Raw genomic sequence first — 16606 nt, 5'->3', positions numbered from 1 at the left:
GCGGCCCGCCACACCCACGCGTCAGGGGCGTCAGGGCAGCCGGCGGCGGTGCGCCCGGGAGGTGTCGACGGGACGGCCCGGGTCCACGTGGCGCGGCACGTCGGGCTCGTCGGGGCGCAGCGGCACCAGGGCGTCGGTGATCGCGTCGATGATCCGGTCGGTGACCCGCCGGGCCGCGCCCGGCGCGTCGGCGGCGACGTCGCCCAGCGCGACCGGGTCGCCGAAGTGCACCCGCACCACCGGCCGCCGCCACACCGCCCGGGCCACCGCGCGCAGCATGCCCTTCGGCGCCCGGTACGGCAGCACCTCGTGCGAGCCCCACTGGGCCACCGGCACCACGGTCGCGCCGCTGGCCAGGGCTAGCCGGGCGGTGCCCGTCTTGCCGCGCTCGGGCCACAGGCCCGGGTCCAGCCCGATGCGGCCCTCCGGATACACCAGGATCACCGACCCGGCGGCCACGGCGCACGCCGCGTCGTCCAGGGCCCGGTGCACGGCGGCGGTGCCCCGGTCGACGCGCAGGTGCCCGGCGCGGCGCATCGCCGCCCCCAGCAGCGGGGCGCGGAACAACCCGCCGGTGGCCATGAACCGGGGGGAGACGCCGCGGGCGCGGCAGGCGGCGGCCAGCACGAGCGGGTCGAAGGGGCTCAGGTGGTTGGCCGCCAGGATCAGCGGCCCCCGGCGTCTCCCGTCGGGCACGTCGCCGGTGACCTCGAGGCGGGCCAGGGCGCCGACGACCGCGCGGGCGAGCAGCTGGGCGCCGCGCCAGATCAGGGGCGGGCGCCAGCGGGCGGTGGGCGTGTCCATCAGCGGTCGATGGTCGCACGCCCACGCCAGGCCCGGGGGACAGGGGAGTGCGCCTGCGGGGGCCGCCCGGCCGAGGTGATCAAGGTCATTGGTCCCGGGCCCGGTCGGGACCTCCGCCCCTGCCGAACCGTCTACGACGACGAGTAGTATCTACTACGTCTCGTAGTATGAAAGGCTGGGGGTTCCAGGTGGACGCGTTGGACGTCGCCCGCTGGCAGTTCGGTGTCACCACCGTCTACCACTTCCTGTTCGTGCCGCTGACCATCGGCCTGTCCGTACTCGTCGCCATCCTCCAGACCATGTGGCACCGCACCGGCAACGAGCGCTACCTCAAACTCACCAAGTTCTACGGAAAACTCTTCCTCATCAACTTCGCCATGGGCGTCGTCACCGGCATCGTCCAGGAATTCCAGTTCGGCATGAACTGGAGCGACTACTCCCGCTTCGTCGGCGACATCTTCGGCGCACCCCTGGCCATCGAAGCCCTCGTCGCGTTCTTCCTCGAATCCACCTTCATCGGCCTGTGGATCTTCGGCTGGGACCGGCTGCCCAAACGACTGCACCTCGCCGCGATCTGGGCCGCCGCCATCGGCACCAACCTGTCGGCCTACTTCATCCTCGCCGCCAACTCGTTCATGCAGAACCCCGTCGGCTACCGGATCAACCCCGACAGCGGCCGCGCCGAACTCACCGACTTCGTCGCCGTCCTCACCAACAAGGTCGCCCTCGTCACCTTCCCGCACACCCTCGCCGGATCGTTCCTCGTCGCCGGCTCCCTCGTCGTCACCGTCGGCCTCTGGCACGTGATGCGCAACCGCGGCAGCGCCGACACCGGCGCCTACCGCTTCGCCACGAAGTTCGGCTCCTGGGTCGTCCTGATCTCCTCGACCCTCGTCCTGCTCACCGGCGACATCCAAGGCAAGATCATGACCGAGGTGCAGCCCATGAAGATGGCCGCCGCCGAAGGCCTCTACACCACCGAGAGCCCCGCCTCCTTCTCCGTGCTCACCGTCGGCAGCCTCGACGGCAGCCGCGAGGTCTTCGCCCTCAAGATCCCCTACCTGCTGTCGTTCCTCGGCACCGGCGACCCCAACGGCACCGTCCAGGGCATCAACGACCTCCAAGCCCAATACGCCACCCAGTACGGCCCCGGCAACTACGCCCCCATCATCCCCGTCACCTACTGGAGCTTCCGCTTCATGATCGGCTTCGGGCTCGCCGCCGCCGCGATCGCCCTCCTCGTCCTCTGGAGCCAACGCAAGGGCCGCACCCCCACCAGCCGCTGGCTGCTCCGCGCCGGCCTGGCCATGCCCGTACTGCCACTGCTGGCCAACTCCTTCGGCTGGATCTTCACCGAAATGGGCCGCCAACCCTGGATCGTCTTCGGCGAGATGCTCACCCGCAACGGCGTCTCCCGCACCGTCTCCCTCACCGAAGTCCTCACCTCCTTCACCGCCTTCACCCTCATCTACGCCACCCTCGCCGTCATCGAATTCAAACTCCTCCTCCGCTACGCCAAAGCCGGCGTACCCGACCTCACCCCCGAACCCGAACCCACCGACGACGACACCGAGCGCCCGCTCGCCTTCGCCTACTGACCCGGAGCCCCACCGTGGAACTCACCACCATCTGGTTTCTCCTCGTCGCCGTGCTCTTCACCGGCTACTTCATCCTCGAAGGCTTCGACTTCGGCGTCGGCATGCTCCTACCCGTCCTCGGCCGCGACGACCGCGAACGCCGCGTCCTCATCAACACCATCGGCCCCGTCTGGGACGGCAACGAGGTCTGGCTCATCACCGCCGGCGGCGCCATGTTCGCCGCCTTCCCCGAGTGGTACGCCACCCTCTTCTCCGGCTTCTACCTGCCCCTGCTGCTCATCCTGCTCGCCCTCATCGCCCGCGGCGTCGCCTTCGAATACCGCCACAAGCGCCCCGAACCCACCTGGAAACGCCGCTGGGACCAGGCCATCTTCTGGGGCTCCGCCATCCCCGCCGTCCTGTGGGGCGTCGCCTTCGCCAACATCTTCCGCGGCGTACCCCTGGACGCCGACCACGAATACGTCGGCGGCCTCACCGACCTGCTCCACCCCTACGCCCTCCTCGGCGGCCTCACCACCCTCGGCCTCTTCCTCACCCACGGCGCCGTCTTCCTCGCCCTCAAGACCACCGGCGACATCCGCCACCGCGCCCGAAACCTCGCCCTCAAACTCGGCACCGGCACCGCCGTCGCCGCCGTCGCCTTCCTCGGCTGGACGCTCACCATCCGCTCCAGCACCGCCGCCATCGCCCTCGCCGCCGGCGCCGCCATCGCCCTCCTCGCCGGCCTCACCGCCGCCCGCGCCCGCCGCGAAGGCTGGGCCTTCACCGGCACCGCCCTCGCCATCGCCCTCGCCGTCGCCACCCTCTTCGCCGCACTCTTCCCCAACGTCATGCCCTCCACACTGGACCCCGCCGGCACCCTCACCGCCACCAACGCCGCCTCCACCCCCTACACCCTCAAGATCATGACCTGGGTGGCGGTCATCTTCACCCCCATCGTCCTGGCCTACCAAGGCTGGACCTACTGGGTCTTCCGCAAGCGCATCGGCATCGCCCACATCCCCACCCACTGACCACCCACCCCGGGGCCGGCGCGACTCCCCACGCGCCGGCCCTCGCACACAAAACCGCCCCCGCCGCACACAGCGACGGGGGCGGGGAGACACACCAATCAACCCGCCTCGCGCAACTCCGCCAACCGCGCCTCGATCTCCGCCAACTCCGCCCGCAACTTCTCCGCCTGCTGCTCCGCCTCCGCCCGCTCCGCCGCCAGAATCTGCTCCACCGCCTCCTGCACCCCCGGAACATCCACCAACGCCACCATCCGCAACGCCTCCGCCGGCTTCACCACATACGGCTTCGCCAACGCCTTCGCACCCTGCTGCGCCGCCACCGTCCACTCACCATCCGCATACGCCAACGTCACCGTCAACCCCGCCGGCCCCTTCGGCTTCACCACCTTCGCCGCCTTTACCGGCCTACGCGCCGGCTTCGCCTCCGCCAGCTCCTGCTCCTGCTCCACCCTCGGCTCCTCCCGCCGCTGCGCCGGCACCCGCGGCGTGTCCAACACGAACTCCGGCTCCACCACCGGCTCAGGCTCCGGCTCCGGCTGCGCCTCCACCGACACCGCAGCCGCCTTCCGACCCGCCCCCCGCGGCGCCACCGCCACATCAGCGGGGGAGAACGGCAACTCGTCCCGCCCGAACCGCACCACCACGAACTCGTCCGACACCGCCGGATCCGTCAACTCCACCACCTGACCCACCTGACCGGCGATCTGACCAGCCGACGAGGTGAACACCACCCTCGGCTTCCGGCCCGCCGCCAACGCCTCCCGGATGCTCTGCACCTCGTCAGTGGACAAACCCTGGCCCGCGGCAACCATCACAACCCTCTTCCGTACACCTGTTTGATCCTGCCTTGATACCAGCCCACACCGACACCCCGAAGATCAACCCCCCAACGCCCGCAACGCCCGATCCGCATGCTCGTTCATCCCCAACTCGCTGTGCACCACCTCCACCACCCGCCGATCCACACCGATCACGAACGTCATCCGCCGCGTACTCAACGGCCCCAACGGCAACCGCCGCAACACCCCGAACCGCCGCGCCACCACACCGTCGACATCCGACAACAACGGATAGTCGAACCCGTGCAACCGCGAAAACTCCGCCTGCCGCTCCACCGCATCCCGACTGATCCCCACCCGCTGCGCACCCACCGCCGCGAACTCCGCCGCCAGATCCCGGAAATGACAACTCTCCGCCGTACACCCCCGCGTCATCGCCGCCGGATAGAAGAACAACACCACCGGCCCCGACGCCAGGAACTCCGACAACCGCCGCGGCGCACCCGTCTCGTCCGGCAACTCGAAATCCTCGACCAGGTCACCGACCCGCACACCCGCCACCACAACCCCCTCGCCACGAACCGACGCCGGCAGCGTAAGCGATCACACCCGCCAACGCCCCCACCCCACCGGTAACGTCACCACCACAACCGGGGGAGGAGCACCCGATGCAACCCGTCACCATCGTCACCGGCGGCAGCCGCGGCATCGGCGCCGCCACCGCCCGCCGCCTCGCCCACGCAGGCCACCACATCGCCATCGCCTACCGCCGCGACCACACCGCCGCCACCGGCGTCGTCGCCGACATCCAGGCCACCGGCCGCAACGCCATCGCCGTCCAGGCCGACACCACCGACCCCGACGCCGTCACCCACCTCTTCGACACCGCCGCCACCCTCGGCCCCCTCACCGGCCTGGTCAACAACGCCGGCGTCACCAGCCCCATCGGCCCCCTCACCGACCTGCGCGCCGAAGACCTACGCCACGTCGTCGACGTCAACCTCATCGGGTACGTCCTCTGCGCCCAACAAGCCGCCCGCCGCCTCACCCGCGGCGGCGCCATCGTCAACGTCTCCTCCGCCGCCGCCACCCTCGGCAGCCCAGGGGAGTACGTCCACTACGCCGCCGCCAAAGCCGCCACCGACACCCTCACCGTCGGCCTCGCCAAGGAACTCGCCCCCCACGGCATCCGCGTCAACGGCGTCGCCCCCGGCATCATCCGCACCGACCTGCACGCCCTCTCCGGCGCACCCGACCGCGCCGACACCGCCGCCGGCCGCATCCCACTCGGCCGCGCCGGCGAACCCGACGAGATCGCCACCGCCATCGCCTGGCTACTCAGCCCCGAAGCCAGCTACGCCACCGGCACCGTCCTACGCGTCTCCGGCGGCCTCTGACCCGGCGGCCCGCCACCCACCCACACGGCGGCGGGCCGCCACCCCGTCGAGGGATGGCGGCCCGCCGCACCCGTCAGCCGGCCGACTTCTCCTGGCACGGCACGCAGAAGCGGGCGTACGGCACCACCTCCAGCCGTTGCACCGGAATCGCCCGCTCGCACCTCTCACACACGCCGTACCCACCCTCGTCGATGCGCCGCAACGCATCGGCGACCTGCTCGACGCCGCGCCGGGCGGCCACGACCAGCGCCGCCCGGGTGTGCGCCTCGCCCGGGTCGCCCGTGTCGGCGTTGAGCTCGGTCAGTTCCCTGAGCCGAGCCGTCTGCGTGGCGAACTCGTCCGCCAGCGACACGCGTAGCTCGGCCAGCCACTGCTGGTCGACGGTGCGATGATCCAGACTCATGGTCGATCCTTCCGATCAGAAACCCGGGAACGCTGAGAAGCCCGGGAAAAGAAAAAGGGCCGAAGCTCTACGGCTTCGCCCTGGCGGTCGTTTCGGGGAGGGGACCGCCGCCGGAGGGCCACGGCCGGTCGGGCTCGGCAGCCCGTACGTCACCACCGCGCTCGCCTGGCAGACGACGACCGACGCGGCCGGGACGACCGCACCGCGCGCGACGCGCGCCCGCGTCACCGACGTGACGGCGGGCGGACAGGTCGACAGCGGGTACATCGGACCAGCATAGGGTGATCATGAAGGGGAAGCCAACGGTAAACGAGACGGCCCCGTGGTGATTCGATAATGTACATTATGTCAAGTTGACCGGTCGGGGGCTCCTCCGAGAGGGGTCGAGCCCTGCGCCGGGCGGGCCGCCGGCAGCCGCCGGCTGGCACCCCGCCGGTCGCCCCGTCCCGCGCCCGGTCGCCGTCGGCTCACCCGTTCGGGCCCGGTGATCATCCTCGCCGGGTCCCATGCAGGACCGGCCGCTGCGTCCCGGCCCGGCGGAGACGTCTTCGTGGCTCTCGCGCGCCGGGACCGACCGACGCCTCCGATAGCGCCAATGCCGGTTCCCGTGTCGACCAGGCCGGGCAGGTCGTCCCGCTCCCCTCTCGCGGCGGGTCGCCGCGAACCCGAGGATCATGCATAATATCCCTTATGCATGACAAACAGGACGAATCAGTCACGAGCCTCGTCGAGGAGTTCCTGACCGCCCTGGCGACGCGCAAGCCGTCCCCGCACACCCTCGCGGCGTACCGGCGGGACCTGCGGGCGGTGGCGGCGCTGGCGGCGGAGGTCGTCACCCCGGTCCTGCCACCCGAGGCGCTGCCCGTCGCCGCCCTCTCCCCCAGGGTCATGCGGGCCGCGTTCGCCCGGTTCGCCGCGCCCCGCGCCGTGGCGTCGGTGCACCGTGCCTGGTCGACGTGGAACAGCTTCTTCTCGTTCCTGGTGGCGGAGGGCGTGGTGGCGGGCAACCCGATGCCGGCGGTGGGCCGTCCCCGCGCCCCGCTCCCCCAGCCCAAGCCGCTGCGTGGTGAGGACACCCCGGAGCAGCTGCTCGCGGCGGTGTCCCGGGAGGACGGTCGGCAGCGTGATCCGTGGCCGGAGCGGGACGTGGCGGTGTTGGCGTTGGCGCTGTGTGCGGGGCTGCGCCTGTCGGAGTTGTTGGCGCTGCGGGTGGCGTCGCTGGCGGGGCGGCCGGGTGAGCGTCGGGTGGAGGTGGCGGGCAAGGGGGGTCGGCCGCGGGTGGTGCCGGTCGAGCCGGAGCTGGACGGGGTGCTGGTGGCGTATCTGGAGAGTCGGGCGCGGCGGTTCGGGTCGCGGTCGGTGCGGCCGGAGTCGCCGTTGCTGGTGGATCGGCAGGGTGAGCCGTTGCGGCGGGGTGGGTTGCAGTATCTGGTGGAGTCCTGTTATCGGCGGGCGGGGGTGGCCGATCGGGTGCCGCGGGGGGCGCGGTTGCACGCGTTGCGGCACACGTTCGCGACGCGGTTGGCGGAGGACGGGGCGAGCGCGGCGGAGATCATGCGGTTGTTGGGGCATGCGTCGTTGGCGTCGTCGCAGACGTATATCGAGGTGACGGCGGGTCAGCAGCGGGCGGCGGTGCGGTCGAACCGTACGAATCGGGTGTTGGGGGGGTTGGTGGCGGCGCGGGGGGACCTGGGGTGAGGGGTGGGTGGGGCAGGATGGGGTGGTACGCGACTGGCGGCACCGGGGATGGGTTTGACCATCGGGGAGCTCGTCGTGGGGGTCGTCCGCCTGGGCCCCTGCGGGCGGGGTGGTGTCATGTCCTCTTCGATGGATTCCGTGGGTGTGGCTCGGTTGTTGCCGGGTGGGCCGGTGGCGGATCGGGTGTTGGGTGAGGTGGCGGCGGAGGTCGTCGCGTTGCGGGCGGCGGGGGTGACGCCGTCGTTGGCAACGGTGCTGGTCGGTGACGACGACGCGAGTGCCGGGTACATCCGGATCAAGCAGCGGCAGGCGGCGGAGTTGGGGTTCGTGTCGCCGCATGTGCGGTTGCCGGCGTCGGCGTCGCAGGTGGATCTGCATCGGGTGATCGAGGATTTCAATGCCGACCGTGGGGTGCACGGGGTGTTGGTGCAGCATCCGGTTCCGGGCGGGCTGGATTACGGGCGGGCGTTGCAGGTGCTGGATCCGGACAAGGATGTGGATGGGATGCATCCGGTGAATCTGGGGCGGTTGGCGTTGGGGTTGCCGGGGCCGGTGCCGTGTACGCCGGCGGGGATCGAGGCGTTGTTGGCGTTTCACGGGGTGTCGGTGGCGGGTCGGGAGGTGGTGGTGCTGGGTCGGGGTGCGACGTTGGGGCGGCCGTTGGCGATGTTGTTGGCGCAGAAGCGGTCGACGACGAATGCGGCGGTGACGGTGGTGCACACGGGGGTGGCGGATTGGCCGCGGTTTGCGCGTCGGGCGGAGGTGTTGGTGGCGGCTGCGGGGGTGCCCGGGATCGTGCGGCCGGAGCATGTGCGGCCGGGTGCGGTGGTGGTGGGTGGTGGGGTGCGGTATGCGGGGCGGCGGTTGTTGCCGGATGTGGATCCGTCGTGTGCGCGGGTGGCGGGGGCGATCACGCCGCGGGTGGGTGGGGTGGGTCCGACGACGGTGGCGATGTTGTTCCGTAATGCGGTGGGTGCGGTGCGGCGGGCGGTGGGTGGTTAGCCGAGGTCGACGAGGAGGGGGCGGTGGTCGGAGATGGTGGAGAGGGGGGTGGCGGTGGCGGTGACGGGTGGTAGTCGGTGGCGGAGGTGGCGGTCGGCGAGGATGTGGTCGAGTTGGATGCGGGGGTGGGTGGCGGGGTAGGTGGGGCGGCGGGCGAGGGGGGTCCAGCCGGAGATGAGGCGGGCGGGGGTGGCGGGGAGGTTGAGGTCGCCGAGGAGGATGCGGGGGGCGGGTAGGGCGCGGAGTGCGCGGACGGTTTGGCGGAGTTGGTGGGCGTTCCAGCCGGGGACGAAGGAGAGGTGGGTGGCGGCGACGGTGATGTCGCCGTGGGGGGTGTCGAGGACGGCGGCGAGGACGACGCGGGGTTCGTCTTGTAGGAGGAGGAGGCCGCCGTCGGGTCCGGGGATGTAGACGGGTGAGCGGACGGGGGCGGGTTTGAGGCGGGTGACCTGCCAGGTGCGTACGGGGTGGCGGGTGATGAGGCCGATGCCGTAGCGGGGTTCGCCGTGTCCGTCGTCGTCGTGGCGGAGGGGGCGGAAGTGTTCGCCGGGGGTGCCGACGAGGGCGGCGGCGAAGCGGTGTTGGGGTGCGTGGAGGGCGTGGGCGGCGATGGCGGTGAGGTCGTGGTTGCCGCTGCGGCTTTGGTCGCGGTCGACTTCTTGGAGGGCGAGGACGTCGGCGTCGAGGGCGGCGACGGCGGTGGTGAGTCGGTGGGGGTCGACGAGTCCGTCGGTGAGGGATCGGCCGTGGAGCAGGTTGAAGGTGGCCAGGCGCACTCTGTGCAGCTTACGTGGGTGAGGGGAGGGTGGTGGGGTGCTGAGGGTGTTGGTGTGTTCGATGGTGGTGTTCGTGGCGGTGGGTTGGGTGGGTGTGTGGTTGCGGCGGCGTCGGGGTCGGTGAGGGGTGGTGCCGGGTCGGCGCGCGGGGTGCGCGCCGACCCGGGGTGGGTCAGGCGTGGCGGACGACGTCGTCGTAGTCGAGGCGGGGCAGGCGGGGGAACCAGGCGTCGGGGCCGGGCTTGCCGATGTTGACGACGAGCAGGGAGCGCCAGCTGCTGTCGGCGAAGAATTCGCGGTCGACGCCGGCGGCGTCGAAGCCGGCCATGGGTCCGGCGGCGAGGCCGGCGGCGCGGACGGCGAGGAGCCAGTAGGCGATCTGGAGGGTGGCGTTGAAGCGGGCCATGGTGTCGCGGGCGGCGGGGTCGGCGGCGAGGCCGTCGCGGAGTTCGGGGCGGATGGGGAAGATGCGGGGGATGTGGTCGTGGAAGTCGGTGTCGGCGGCGAGGACGGCGACGACGGGGGCGGTGGCGGTCTTGGTGCGGTTGCCTTCGGCCATGTGGGTGAGGAGGCGGTTGCGGGCGTCGCCGGGGCGGATGTAGAGGACGCGTAGGGGTTGGGTGTTGGCGGCGGTGGGTGGGTACTTGGCGAGGTCGAAGATGGCGTGCAGGTGTTCGTCGGTGACGGGTTCGTCGGTGAAGGTGTTGGCGGTGCGGGCGTCGGTGAAGAGTTGGGCTTGGGCGTCGGGGTGGAGGGTGATCAGGGGTGTGGTGGTGTCGGTCATGGTGTCCTCCAGCAGGGGTGTGGGGTTGTTGCTGCGCCTACGGTAGCAGCTAGCTTTTTCGAAGCTGCTGTGGTCGTGGTGGGTGCCACGTATCCTGGGGTCATGACGCTGCGCTCCCCCGCCGACGAGGCTCCCCGTGTGTGTGACCGGGGTCTGACGCGGGCGTTCGCGTTTCTGGGCAAGCGGTGGAACGGGGTGTTGCTGGGGACGCTGGGGCTGGGGCCGGCGGGGTTCGCGGAGTTGGCGCGGGCGTTGCCGGGGATCAGCGAGTCGGTGTTGTCGGACCGGTTGGGTGAGTTGGTGCGGGTGGGGCTGGTCAGTCGCACGGTGCGGGAGGGTCCGCCGGTGGGGGTCAGTTACGAGCTGACGGAGCGGGGTGCGGCGGTGTTGCCGGCGTTGGACGCGTTGGCGCGGTGGGCGCACGAGAATCTGCCGGCCGAGGGGTGCCGCTGAACGGGTTGGTGCGTGCCGAGCGCGACCGGGGGTTGTTGGGTCGGCTGCTGGGTCGGGATCCGGCGTTGCACGCGTACGAGTTGGGTGATCTCGACGACTTCTTCTGGCCGTACACGTCGTGGTTTCGTCGTGGTAGGCAGGTGGCGTTGCTGTATCACGGTGCGGTGCCGCCGACGCTGTTGGCGTTGGCCGGGCCGGGTGGGCGGGCGGAGTTGGCGGGGTTGCTGACGGATCTGACGCCGGTGTTGCCGGCGCGGCTGCACGCGCATCTGTCGCCGGGCCTGGTGGCGGCGTTGGGTGGCGGGTTCGACGTCGGTGGTGGGGTGGGGCACGTGAAGATGGCGTTGACGGATCGGGCCCGGTTGGCGGGGGTGGTGGCCGAGGGGCGGCCGTTGACGGTGGCGGACCTGCCGGAGTTGCGGGGTCTGTACGCGGCGGCGTATCCGGGGAACTGGTTCGACGCGCGGATGCTCGACACGGGCCGGTACGTGGGGGTGCGTCGGGGTGGTGCGCTGGTCGCGGTGGCGGGGGTGCACGTGTATTCGCCGACGTGGCAGGTGGCGGCGTTGGGGAACGTGACGACGCATCCGGGGTTTCGGAGGCGGGGGTTGGGTGCGGCGGTGGTGGCGGCGTTGTGTGGGCGGTTGGTCGGTGAGGTGGAGCATGTGACGTTGAACGTGCGGGGCGACAACGTGGCGGCGTTGCGCCTGTACCGGGGGTTGGGGTTCACGGCGGTGGCGGAGTACGGGGAGTACACGTTGACGGCCCGGTTGGGCTGAGGGCGCTGCGGTCGGCCAGCGACAACACCGCGATGACGCCCCGCCCGGTCGCCGCCCGCGGGTGGCGCCGGTGTGTCGACCGGGCGGTGGCCGTCAGCGGCGGGGTGCGTCGAAGCGGCCGGCGCGGATTTCGCGCAGGGCCTTGCGTCGGGTGTCGCCGCGCAGGGTGTCGACGTAGAGGCGGCCGTGGAGGTGGTCGGTCTCGTGTTGCAGGGCGCGGGCGAGGAATCCGCTGCCGGAGATGGTGAGTGGTTCGCCGTGCTGGTCGAAGCCGTGTGCGGTGGCGTGCAGGGCGCGGGGGGTCGGGAAGTAGAGGCCGGGGATGGACAGGCAGCCCTCGTCGTCGTCCTGGGTTTCGTCGGACAGTTCCAGGGTGGGGTTGATCATGTGGCCGCGGTGGCCGTCGGCGTCGTAGACGAAGACCTGGGCGGGTACGCCGATCTGGTTGGCGGCGACGCCGGCGCGGCCGGGGGCGCCGAGGAGGGTGTCCATGAGGTCGGTGACCAGGGCGCGGAGGTCGGCGTCGAAGGTGGTGACCGGCTCGCAGGCGGCGCGTAGCACCGGGTCGCCGATGATCCGGATGGGCCGCATCGTCATGTGATCAGGTTATCGGTTGGTGAGGGCGGCGCGGACGGGGTGGGCCTTGGCGGCGGCTTCGGCGACTTCGGCGTCGGGGTCGCTGTCCCAGGTGATGCCGCCGCCGGCCCAGGTGTGCAGGTGGTGGGCGTCGGCGGCGGCGGTGCGGATGGTGAGGCCGAGGTCGAGGTGGCCGGGGGCGATCCAGCCGAGGGCGCCCATGGCGGCGCCGCGGCCGACGGGTTCGCAGGCGGCGATGACGTCGCAGGCGGCGAGTTTGGGTGCGCCGGTGACGGAGCCGCCGGGGCAGATGGCGTGGAGCAGGTCGGCGAGGCCGAGGCCGTCGGCGGGGGCGGCGGAGACGGTGGATTCGGCCTGCCACAGGTCGCACCAGCGGCGTACGGCGAACAGTTCGTCGACGGTGACGGTGCCGGTGGCGGCGACGCGGGCGAGGTCGTTGCGTTCCAGGTCGACGATCATGATGTGTTCGGCGCGTTCCTTGGCGGAGGTGAGCAGTTCGGTGCGGCCGGCGGGGGTGGCGGGGCGGGTGCCTTTGATGGGGCGGGTGACGAGGCGGCCGGCTTCGACGGCGATGAGGGTTTCCGGGGAGGCGCAGCCGATGGCCCAGCCGGGGCCGTGCAGGGTGCCGCCGTAGCGGGCTCCGGGTAGGCGGGCTAGTCGGGCGAGGGCGGGGTGGGGGTTGCCGGTGTAGGGGGCGGCGGCGTGGCCGACGAGGTTGGTCTGGTAGACGTCGCCGCGGCCGATGGCGGCGCGGACGGCGGTGACGGCGGCGGCGTGTTGGTGGGGGGTCCAGCTGGGGGTCCAGTCGCCGACCCACCAGGTGCTCTCGGGTGGTGGTGGTCCGGTGGGGCCGGTGGCGGTGTGGTCGTAGACGACGACGGCGAGGTCGGGCAGGGCGGGGGCGGGGGTGGGTGCGCCGGGTGCGGCGGCGGTCATGGTGGCGGCTGCGGCGGCGGAGAGGTAGAGGGCGGCGCCGCAGGGGCCGTCGGGGCGGTGGTGGGTGGCGGGGCGGGTGAGGTCGTCGGCGCCGAGGCCGTGGGCGGTGAGGAAGTCCTGGGCGAGGGCGGCGGGGTCACCGCCGTCGGTGAGGCGCCATTCGAGGCGGTCGCGTTCGGCGAGGCGGTCGCGGCAGCGCGCGGGGGCGGCGGGGGCGTCAACCCGCCTCAGTGGGAGCGCTTCCACGCCGTCCGGCCCATTCCGCCTCGTCCGTTCAGTGGATTTCCCGGCAACATGGCGTGAACCTGCTCGATGCGGCTCACTGTCGCTTGGTACTGTGCGTCACTGGTCATGTGAACCATGACACAGTGCCCCCACAGTCCGGAGAACCCGATGTGCCAGCACCAACCCACCTGCCCCTCCGCCGAAGCGACCGACCGGGAAGCCGCCCGGATCATCGCCTGCTTCCCTGAGCAGGGCTGGAGCCTGCTCTGCAACGGTGTCATCGTCTTCGAGGACACCGGCGAGCTCCTTCCCGACGGCAGCACCATCGCCCCCCACCGCGGCCCCGCCCGACACGCCCTCGTGGCCTGACCGTTCACCCAGCGTCAACCTGACGCACACGTCGACCTCAGGCTAGTCCCCGCTGCCGGGGCCGCCCTCCCCAGGTCGACGCACCGGCCGGGGCGGCCACGTGCACCGCCCCGGCGTCGCGCGCAGGCATTCGAACCGCGCCACTCCCCCGCGCGCCCGCGGCGCTCAGTCCTCGAACGCCTCCGGCGCGGGACACGAGCAGACCAGGTTCCGGTCGCCGTACGCGCCGTCGACGCGCCGCACCGGCGGCCAGTACTTCCCGGCCCGGTCCACGCCCACCGGGTAGCCACCCACCGACCGCGGATACGGGTGCGGCCACTCGTCGGCCGACACCATCGCCGCCGTGTGCGGCGCGTTGGCCAGGGGGTTGTCGCCGGCCGGCCACCGCCCCGACGCCACCGCGTCGATCTCCGCGCGGATGGCGATCATGGCGTCGCAGAACCGGTCCAGCTCGGCCAGGCCCTCGCTCTCGGTCGGCTCCACCATCAGCGTCCCCGCCACCGGGAACGACATCGTCGGCGCGTGGAACCCGTAGTCGATGAGCCGCTTGGCCACGTCGTCGACGCTGATCCCCGCGGCCTTCGTCACCGGCCGCAGGTCCAGGATGCACTCGTGCGCCACCAGGCCCTTGTTGCCCGCGTACAGCACCGGGAAGTGCTCCCGCAGCCGCGCCGCCACGTAGTTCGCGGCGAGCACCGCCACCCCCGTGGCCCGGGTCAGGCCCGCCGCGCCCATCATCCGCAGGTACGCCCACGGGATCGGCAGGATCCCCGCCGACCCGTACCGGGCGGCCGAGATCACCGGCCGGCCGTCGCCGCCGTCGCCGCACGGGTCGCCGGGAAGGAACGGGGCCAGGTGCTGCCGCACCGCCACCGGACCCACCCCCGGCCCGCCGCCGCCGTGCGGAATGCAGAACGTCTTGTGCAGGTTGAGGTGCGACACGTCCGCGCCGAACCGGCCCGGCTTGGCGAACCCGACGAGGGCGTTGAGGTTCGCCCCGTCGACATACACCTGGCCGCCGGCGTCGTGGACCTTCGCGCACAACTGCGCGATGCCCGTCTCGTACACCCCGTGCGTCGACGGGTACGTCACCATGATCGCCGCGAGCGCGTCCCGGTGCTTGTCGATCTTCGCGTCGAGGTCGACCAGGTCGACGTTGCCGTCGTCGTCGCAGCCCACCACGACCACCCGCATCCCCGCCATCACCGCCGACGCGGCGTTCGTGCCGTGCGCCGACGACGGGATCAGGCACACGTCGCGGTGCCCCTGCCCCCGGTCGGCGTGGTAGGCGCGGATCGCCAGCAGCCCCGCCAGCTCCCCCTGCGACCCGGCGTTGGGCTGCACGCTGACCGCGTCGTAGCCGGTCACCTCCGCCAGCCACCCCTCCAACTGGGCGATCAGCTCGCGGTAGCCGGCCGTCTGCGACGGCGGCGCGAACGGGTGCACGTGGGCGAACTCCGCCCAGCTCACCGGCTCCATCTCCGTGGTCGCGTTCAGCTTCATCGTGCACGAGCCCAGCGGGATCATGCCCCGGTCCAGGGCGTAGTCGAAGTCCGCCAGCCGCCGCAGGTAGCGCAGCATCGCCGTCTCGGAACGGTGCGCGCCGAACACCGGGTGGGTCAGGAACGCCGACGTGCGCGCCAACCCCGCCGGCCACGCCGCGTCGACGGCGCCGTCGAACGCGGGCACCCCGAACGCCGTCCACACCGCCGCCAGGTGCGCCGCGGTGGTCGTCTCGTCGCACGAGACCCCCACCCGGTCGGCGTCGACCAGCCGCAGGTTCACCCCCCGCCGCTGCGCGTCGGCGACCACCTGCGCGGCGCGGCCCGGCACGGTCGCCACGACCGTGTCGAAGAACGCGACGTCCGCGACGCCCACCCCGCCCGCGCGCAACCCGGCCGCGAGCCGCGCCGCCATGGCGTGGGTACGCCGCGCGATCGCCCGCAGCCCGTCGGGGCCGTGGTAGACGGCGTACATGCCGGCCATCACCGCCAGGAGCACCTGCGCGGTGCAGATGTTGCTGGTCGCCCTCTCCCGCCGGATGTGCTGCTCGCGGGTCTGCAACGCCAGCCGGTACGCCGGGTTGCCGGCGGCGTCGCGGGACACCCCGACGAGCCGGCCGGGCAGCATCCGCTCCAGGCCGGCGCGCACCGCCAGGTAGCCGGCGTGCGGGCCACCGAAGCCCATCGGCACCCCGAACCGTTGGGTGGTGCCGGCGGCGATGTCCGCGCCGATCTCCCCCGGCGCGCGCAGCAGCGTCAACGCCAGCAGGTCCGCCGCCACCGTCACCAGCGCCCCGGCCGCGTGGGCCGCCTCGACCAGCGGCGTGTGGTCGCGTACGGCCCCCGACGCCCCCGGGTACTGCAGGTGCAGGCCGAAGAACTCCCCCGGCAGCTCGTCGGCGTCCAGGTCCACCACCCGCACCTCGATGCCCAACGGCTGCGCCCGGCTGGTGATCACGGCGACGGTCTGCGGCAACGCGTCGGCGTCGACCACGTACACACTGCTGCGGGACTTCGACGCCCGACGGGCCAGGGTCATCGCCTCCGCCGCGGCCGTGGCCTCGTCGAGCATCGACGCGTTCGCCGTGGCCAGCCCCGTCAGGTCCGTCACCATCGTCTGGAAGTTCAGCAGCGCCTCCAGCCGGCCCTGGCTGATCTCCGGCTGGTACGGCGTGTACGCCGTGTACCAGGCCGGGTTCTCCAGCACGTTGCGGCGGATCACCGCCGGGGTGTGCGTGCCGTGGTAGCCCAAGCCGATCATGGACACGGCGACGGTGTTGCGGCCGGCGATCTCGCGCAGCTGCGCGAGGGCGTCGTGTTCGCTGGCCGGCTCCGGCAGGTCCAGGGTGCCGTGCCAGCGGATCACCTCGGGGATCGCCGCATCCATCAGCTCGTCGATCGAGTCGTAGCCGACGACGTCGAGCATGCGGCGCTCGTCGTCGCCGTCGGGGCCGATGTGGCGGGCGGCGAACTGCTCTGCGGTCATGGGCG

Annotated in this window: 17 protein-coding genes and 1 riboswitch; of the genes, 8 read left to right on the top strand and 9 right to left on the bottom strand. The window is 72.1% G+C overall.

Features of this window, described 5'->3' with window-relative positions:
- Nucleotides 1-30 precede the first annotated feature (30 nt).
- Nucleotides 31-804 (bottom strand): lysophospholipid acyltransferase family protein, encoded by a 774-nt coding sequence (locus TK50_RS31435; RefSeq protein WP_043969139.1) that lies wholly within the window; start codon nucleotides 802-804, stop codon nucleotides 31-33.
- A gap of 188 nt (nucleotides 805-992) precedes the next feature.
- Here TK50_RS31435 and TK50_RS31430 point away from each other — a divergent pair, with 188 nt between their 5' ends.
- The gene (locus TK50_RS31430; RefSeq protein WP_199486228.1) at nucleotides 993-2402 is read left to right on the top strand and encodes a cytochrome ubiquinol oxidase subunit I; all 1410 of its coding nucleotides are present in this window, start codon (nucleotides 993-995) and stop codon (nucleotides 2400-2402) included.
- Between the two features lie 14 nt (nucleotides 2403-2416).
- Nucleotides 2417-3415, top strand: a complete 999-nt coding sequence (cydB, locus tag TK50_RS31425; protein ID WP_043969136.1) for a cytochrome d ubiquinol oxidase subunit II — start codon at nucleotides 2417-2419, stop codon at nucleotides 3413-3415.
- A 98-nt stretch (nucleotides 3416-3513) separates the two neighbouring features.
- Here cydB and TK50_RS31420 read toward each other — a convergent pair whose 3' ends face one another.
- Both TK50_RS31420 and TK50_RS31415 read right to left on the bottom strand, forming a co-directional pair.
- On the bottom strand, nucleotides 3514-4227 hold the full coding sequence (locus tag TK50_RS31420) for a hypothetical protein (RefSeq protein WP_043969647.1): 714 nt from the start codon (nucleotides 4225-4227) through the stop codon (nucleotides 3514-3516).
- A 66-nt stretch (nucleotides 4228-4293) separates the two neighbouring features.
- Nucleotides 4294-4755, bottom strand: a complete 462-nt coding sequence (locus tag TK50_RS31415) for a peroxiredoxin (RefSeq protein WP_144420446.1) — start codon at nucleotides 4753-4755, stop codon at nucleotides 4294-4296.
- Between the two features lie 107 nt (nucleotides 4756-4862).
- On the opposite strand from TK50_RS31415, the gene TK50_RS31410 reads away from it, so the two are divergent.
- Nucleotides 4863-5591: an SDR family NAD(P)-dependent oxidoreductase gene (locus TK50_RS31410; protein ID WP_043969133.1), complete on the top strand. Its 729-nt coding sequence runs from the start codon at nucleotides 4863-4865 to the stop codon at nucleotides 5589-5591.
- A 73-nt stretch (nucleotides 5592-5664) separates the two neighbouring features.
- Here the strand turns inward: TK50_RS31410 and TK50_RS31405 are convergent, their stop codons facing one another.
- Nucleotides 5665-5994, bottom strand: a complete 330-nt coding sequence (locus TK50_RS31405) for a TraR/DksA family transcriptional regulator (protein WP_043969132.1) — start codon at nucleotides 5992-5994, stop codon at nucleotides 5665-5667.
- A 690-nt stretch (nucleotides 5995-6684) separates the two neighbouring features.
- On the opposite strand from TK50_RS31405, the gene TK50_RS31400 reads away from it, so the two are divergent.
- Both TK50_RS31400 and TK50_RS31395 read left to right on the top strand, forming a co-directional pair.
- Nucleotides 6685-7692, top strand: coding sequence for a tyrosine-type recombinase/integrase (locus TK50_RS31400; RefSeq protein WP_043969131.1), 1008 nt, complete (start codon nucleotides 6685-6687; stop codon nucleotides 7690-7692).
- Nucleotides 7693-7718: 26 nt separating this feature from the next.
- A riboswitch (ZMP/ZTP riboswitch) is annotated at nucleotides 7719-7795 on the top strand.
- Between the two features lie 14 nt (nucleotides 7796-7809).
- Nucleotides 7810-8694, top strand: coding sequence for a bifunctional 5,10-methylenetetrahydrofolate dehydrogenase/5,10-methenyltetrahydrofolate cyclohydrolase (locus TK50_RS31395; RefSeq protein ID WP_043969646.1), 885 nt, complete (start codon nucleotides 7810-7812; stop codon nucleotides 8692-8694).
- On the opposite strand, the gene TK50_RS31390 is transcribed toward TK50_RS31395, so the two are convergent.
- Both TK50_RS31390 and TK50_RS31385 read right to left on the bottom strand, forming a co-directional pair.
- Nucleotides 8691-9470: an endonuclease/exonuclease/phosphatase family protein gene (locus TK50_RS31390; protein WP_043969130.1), complete on the bottom strand. Its 780-nt coding sequence runs from the start codon at nucleotides 9468-9470 to the stop codon at nucleotides 8691-8693. The two genes, TK50_RS31395 and TK50_RS31390, sit on opposite strands and share 4 nt — an antisense overlap.
- Nucleotides 9471-9642: 172 nt before the next feature.
- Entirely contained in the window at nucleotides 9643-10254 is a 612-nt protein-coding gene (locus TK50_RS31385; protein WP_043969129.1) for a malonic semialdehyde reductase, read from the bottom strand.
- A gap of 102 nt (nucleotides 10255-10356) precedes the next feature.
- Between TK50_RS31385 and TK50_RS31380 the strand changes: the two genes are divergently transcribed.
- Both TK50_RS31380 and TK50_RS31375 read left to right on the top strand, forming a co-directional pair.
- Complete coding sequence (locus TK50_RS31380; RefSeq protein WP_043969645.1) at nucleotides 10357-10707, top strand: winged helix-turn-helix transcriptional regulator; 351 nt, start codon at nucleotides 10357-10359, stop codon at nucleotides 10705-10707.
- Between the two features lie 8 nt (nucleotides 10708-10715).
- Entirely contained in the window at nucleotides 10716-11486 is a 771-nt protein-coding gene (locus tag TK50_RS31375; protein ID WP_043969644.1) for a GNAT family N-acetyltransferase, read from the top strand.
- 93 nt (nucleotides 11487-11579) lie between these two features.
- Here the strand turns inward: TK50_RS31375 and def are convergent, their stop codons facing one another.
- On the bottom strand, nucleotides 11580-12083 hold the full coding sequence (gene def / locus TK50_RS31370) for a peptide deformylase (RefSeq protein WP_043969128.1): 504 nt from the start codon (nucleotides 12081-12083) through the stop codon (nucleotides 11580-11582).
- Nucleotides 12084-12092: 9 nt separating this feature from the next.
- Complete coding sequence (locus tag TK50_RS31365) at nucleotides 12093-13265, bottom strand: chorismate-binding protein (RefSeq protein WP_043969127.1); 1173 nt, start codon at nucleotides 13263-13265, stop codon at nucleotides 12093-12095.
- 147 nt (nucleotides 13266-13412) lie between these two features.
- Here TK50_RS31365 and TK50_RS31360 point away from each other — a divergent pair, with 147 nt between their 5' ends.
- On the top strand, nucleotides 13413-13613 hold the full coding sequence (locus TK50_RS31360; RefSeq protein WP_043969126.1) for a DUF5999 family protein: 201 nt from the start codon (nucleotides 13413-13415) through the stop codon (nucleotides 13611-13613).
- Nucleotides 13614-13778: 165 nt separating this feature from the next.
- Here TK50_RS31360 and gcvP read toward each other — a convergent pair whose 3' ends face one another.
- A complete protein-coding gene (gene gcvP, locus TK50_RS31355) occupies nucleotides 13779-16601 on the bottom strand; it encodes an aminomethyl-transferring glycine dehydrogenase (protein WP_043969124.1) in 2823 nt (940 codons plus the stop codon).
- Nucleotides 16602-16606 lie beyond the last annotated feature (5 nt).

The sequence above is a fragment of the Micromonospora haikouensis genome (genome assembly GCF_000876225.1).
Classification (GTDB): Bacteria; Actinomycetota; Actinomycetes; order Mycobacteriales; family Micromonosporaceae; genus Micromonospora; species Micromonospora haikouensis.
Note: the sequence above shows the minus strand (reverse complement) of the source record. Positions and strands in the feature narration are given on the sequence as shown.

What these genes read in the sequence shown, in the direction of transcription:
- TK50_RS31435 (WP_043969139.1), bottom strand. Translation starts at nt 804, where the DNA reads ATGGACACGCCCACCGCCCGCTGGCGCCCGCCCCTGATCTGGCGCGGC.
- TK50_RS31420 (WP_043969647.1), bottom strand. Translation starts at nt 4,227, where the DNA reads ATGGTTGCCGCGGGCCAGGGTTTGTCCACTGACGAGGTGCAGAGCATC.
- TK50_RS31410 (WP_043969133.1), top strand. Translation starts at nt 4,863, where the DNA reads ATGCAACCCGTCACCATCGTCACCGGCGGCAGCCGCGGCATCGGCGCC.
- TK50_RS31405 (WP_043969132.1), bottom strand. Translation starts at nt 5,994, where the DNA reads ATGAGTCTGGATCATCGCACCGTCGACCAGCAGTGGCTGGCCGAGCTA.
- TK50_RS31400 (WP_043969131.1), top strand. Translation starts at nt 6,685, where the DNA reads ATGCATGACAAACAGGACGAATCAGTCACGAGCCTCGTCGAGGAGTTC.
- TK50_RS31395 (WP_043969646.1), top strand. Translation starts at nt 7,810, where the DNA reads ATGTCCTCTTCGATGGATTCCGTGGGTGTGGCTCGGTTGTTGCCGGGT.
- TK50_RS31385 (WP_043969129.1), bottom strand. Translation starts at nt 10,254, where the DNA reads ATGACCGACACCACCACACCCCTGATCACCCTCCACCCCGACGCCCAA.
- TK50_RS31380 (WP_043969645.1), top strand. Translation starts at nt 10,357, where the DNA reads ATGACGCTGCGCTCCCCCGCCGACGAGGCTCCCCGTGTGTGTGACCGG.
- def (WP_043969128.1), bottom strand. Translation starts at nt 12,083, where the DNA reads ATGACGATGCGGCCCATCCGGATCATCGGCGACCCGGTGCTACGCGCC.
- TK50_RS31360 (WP_043969126.1), top strand. Translation starts at nt 13,413, where the DNA reads ATGTGCCAGCACCAACCCACCTGCCCCTCCGCCGAAGCGACCGACCGG.
- gcvP (WP_043969124.1), bottom strand. Translation starts at nt 16,601, where the DNA reads ATGACCGCAGAGCAGTTCGCCGCCCGCCACATCGGCCCCGACGGCGAC.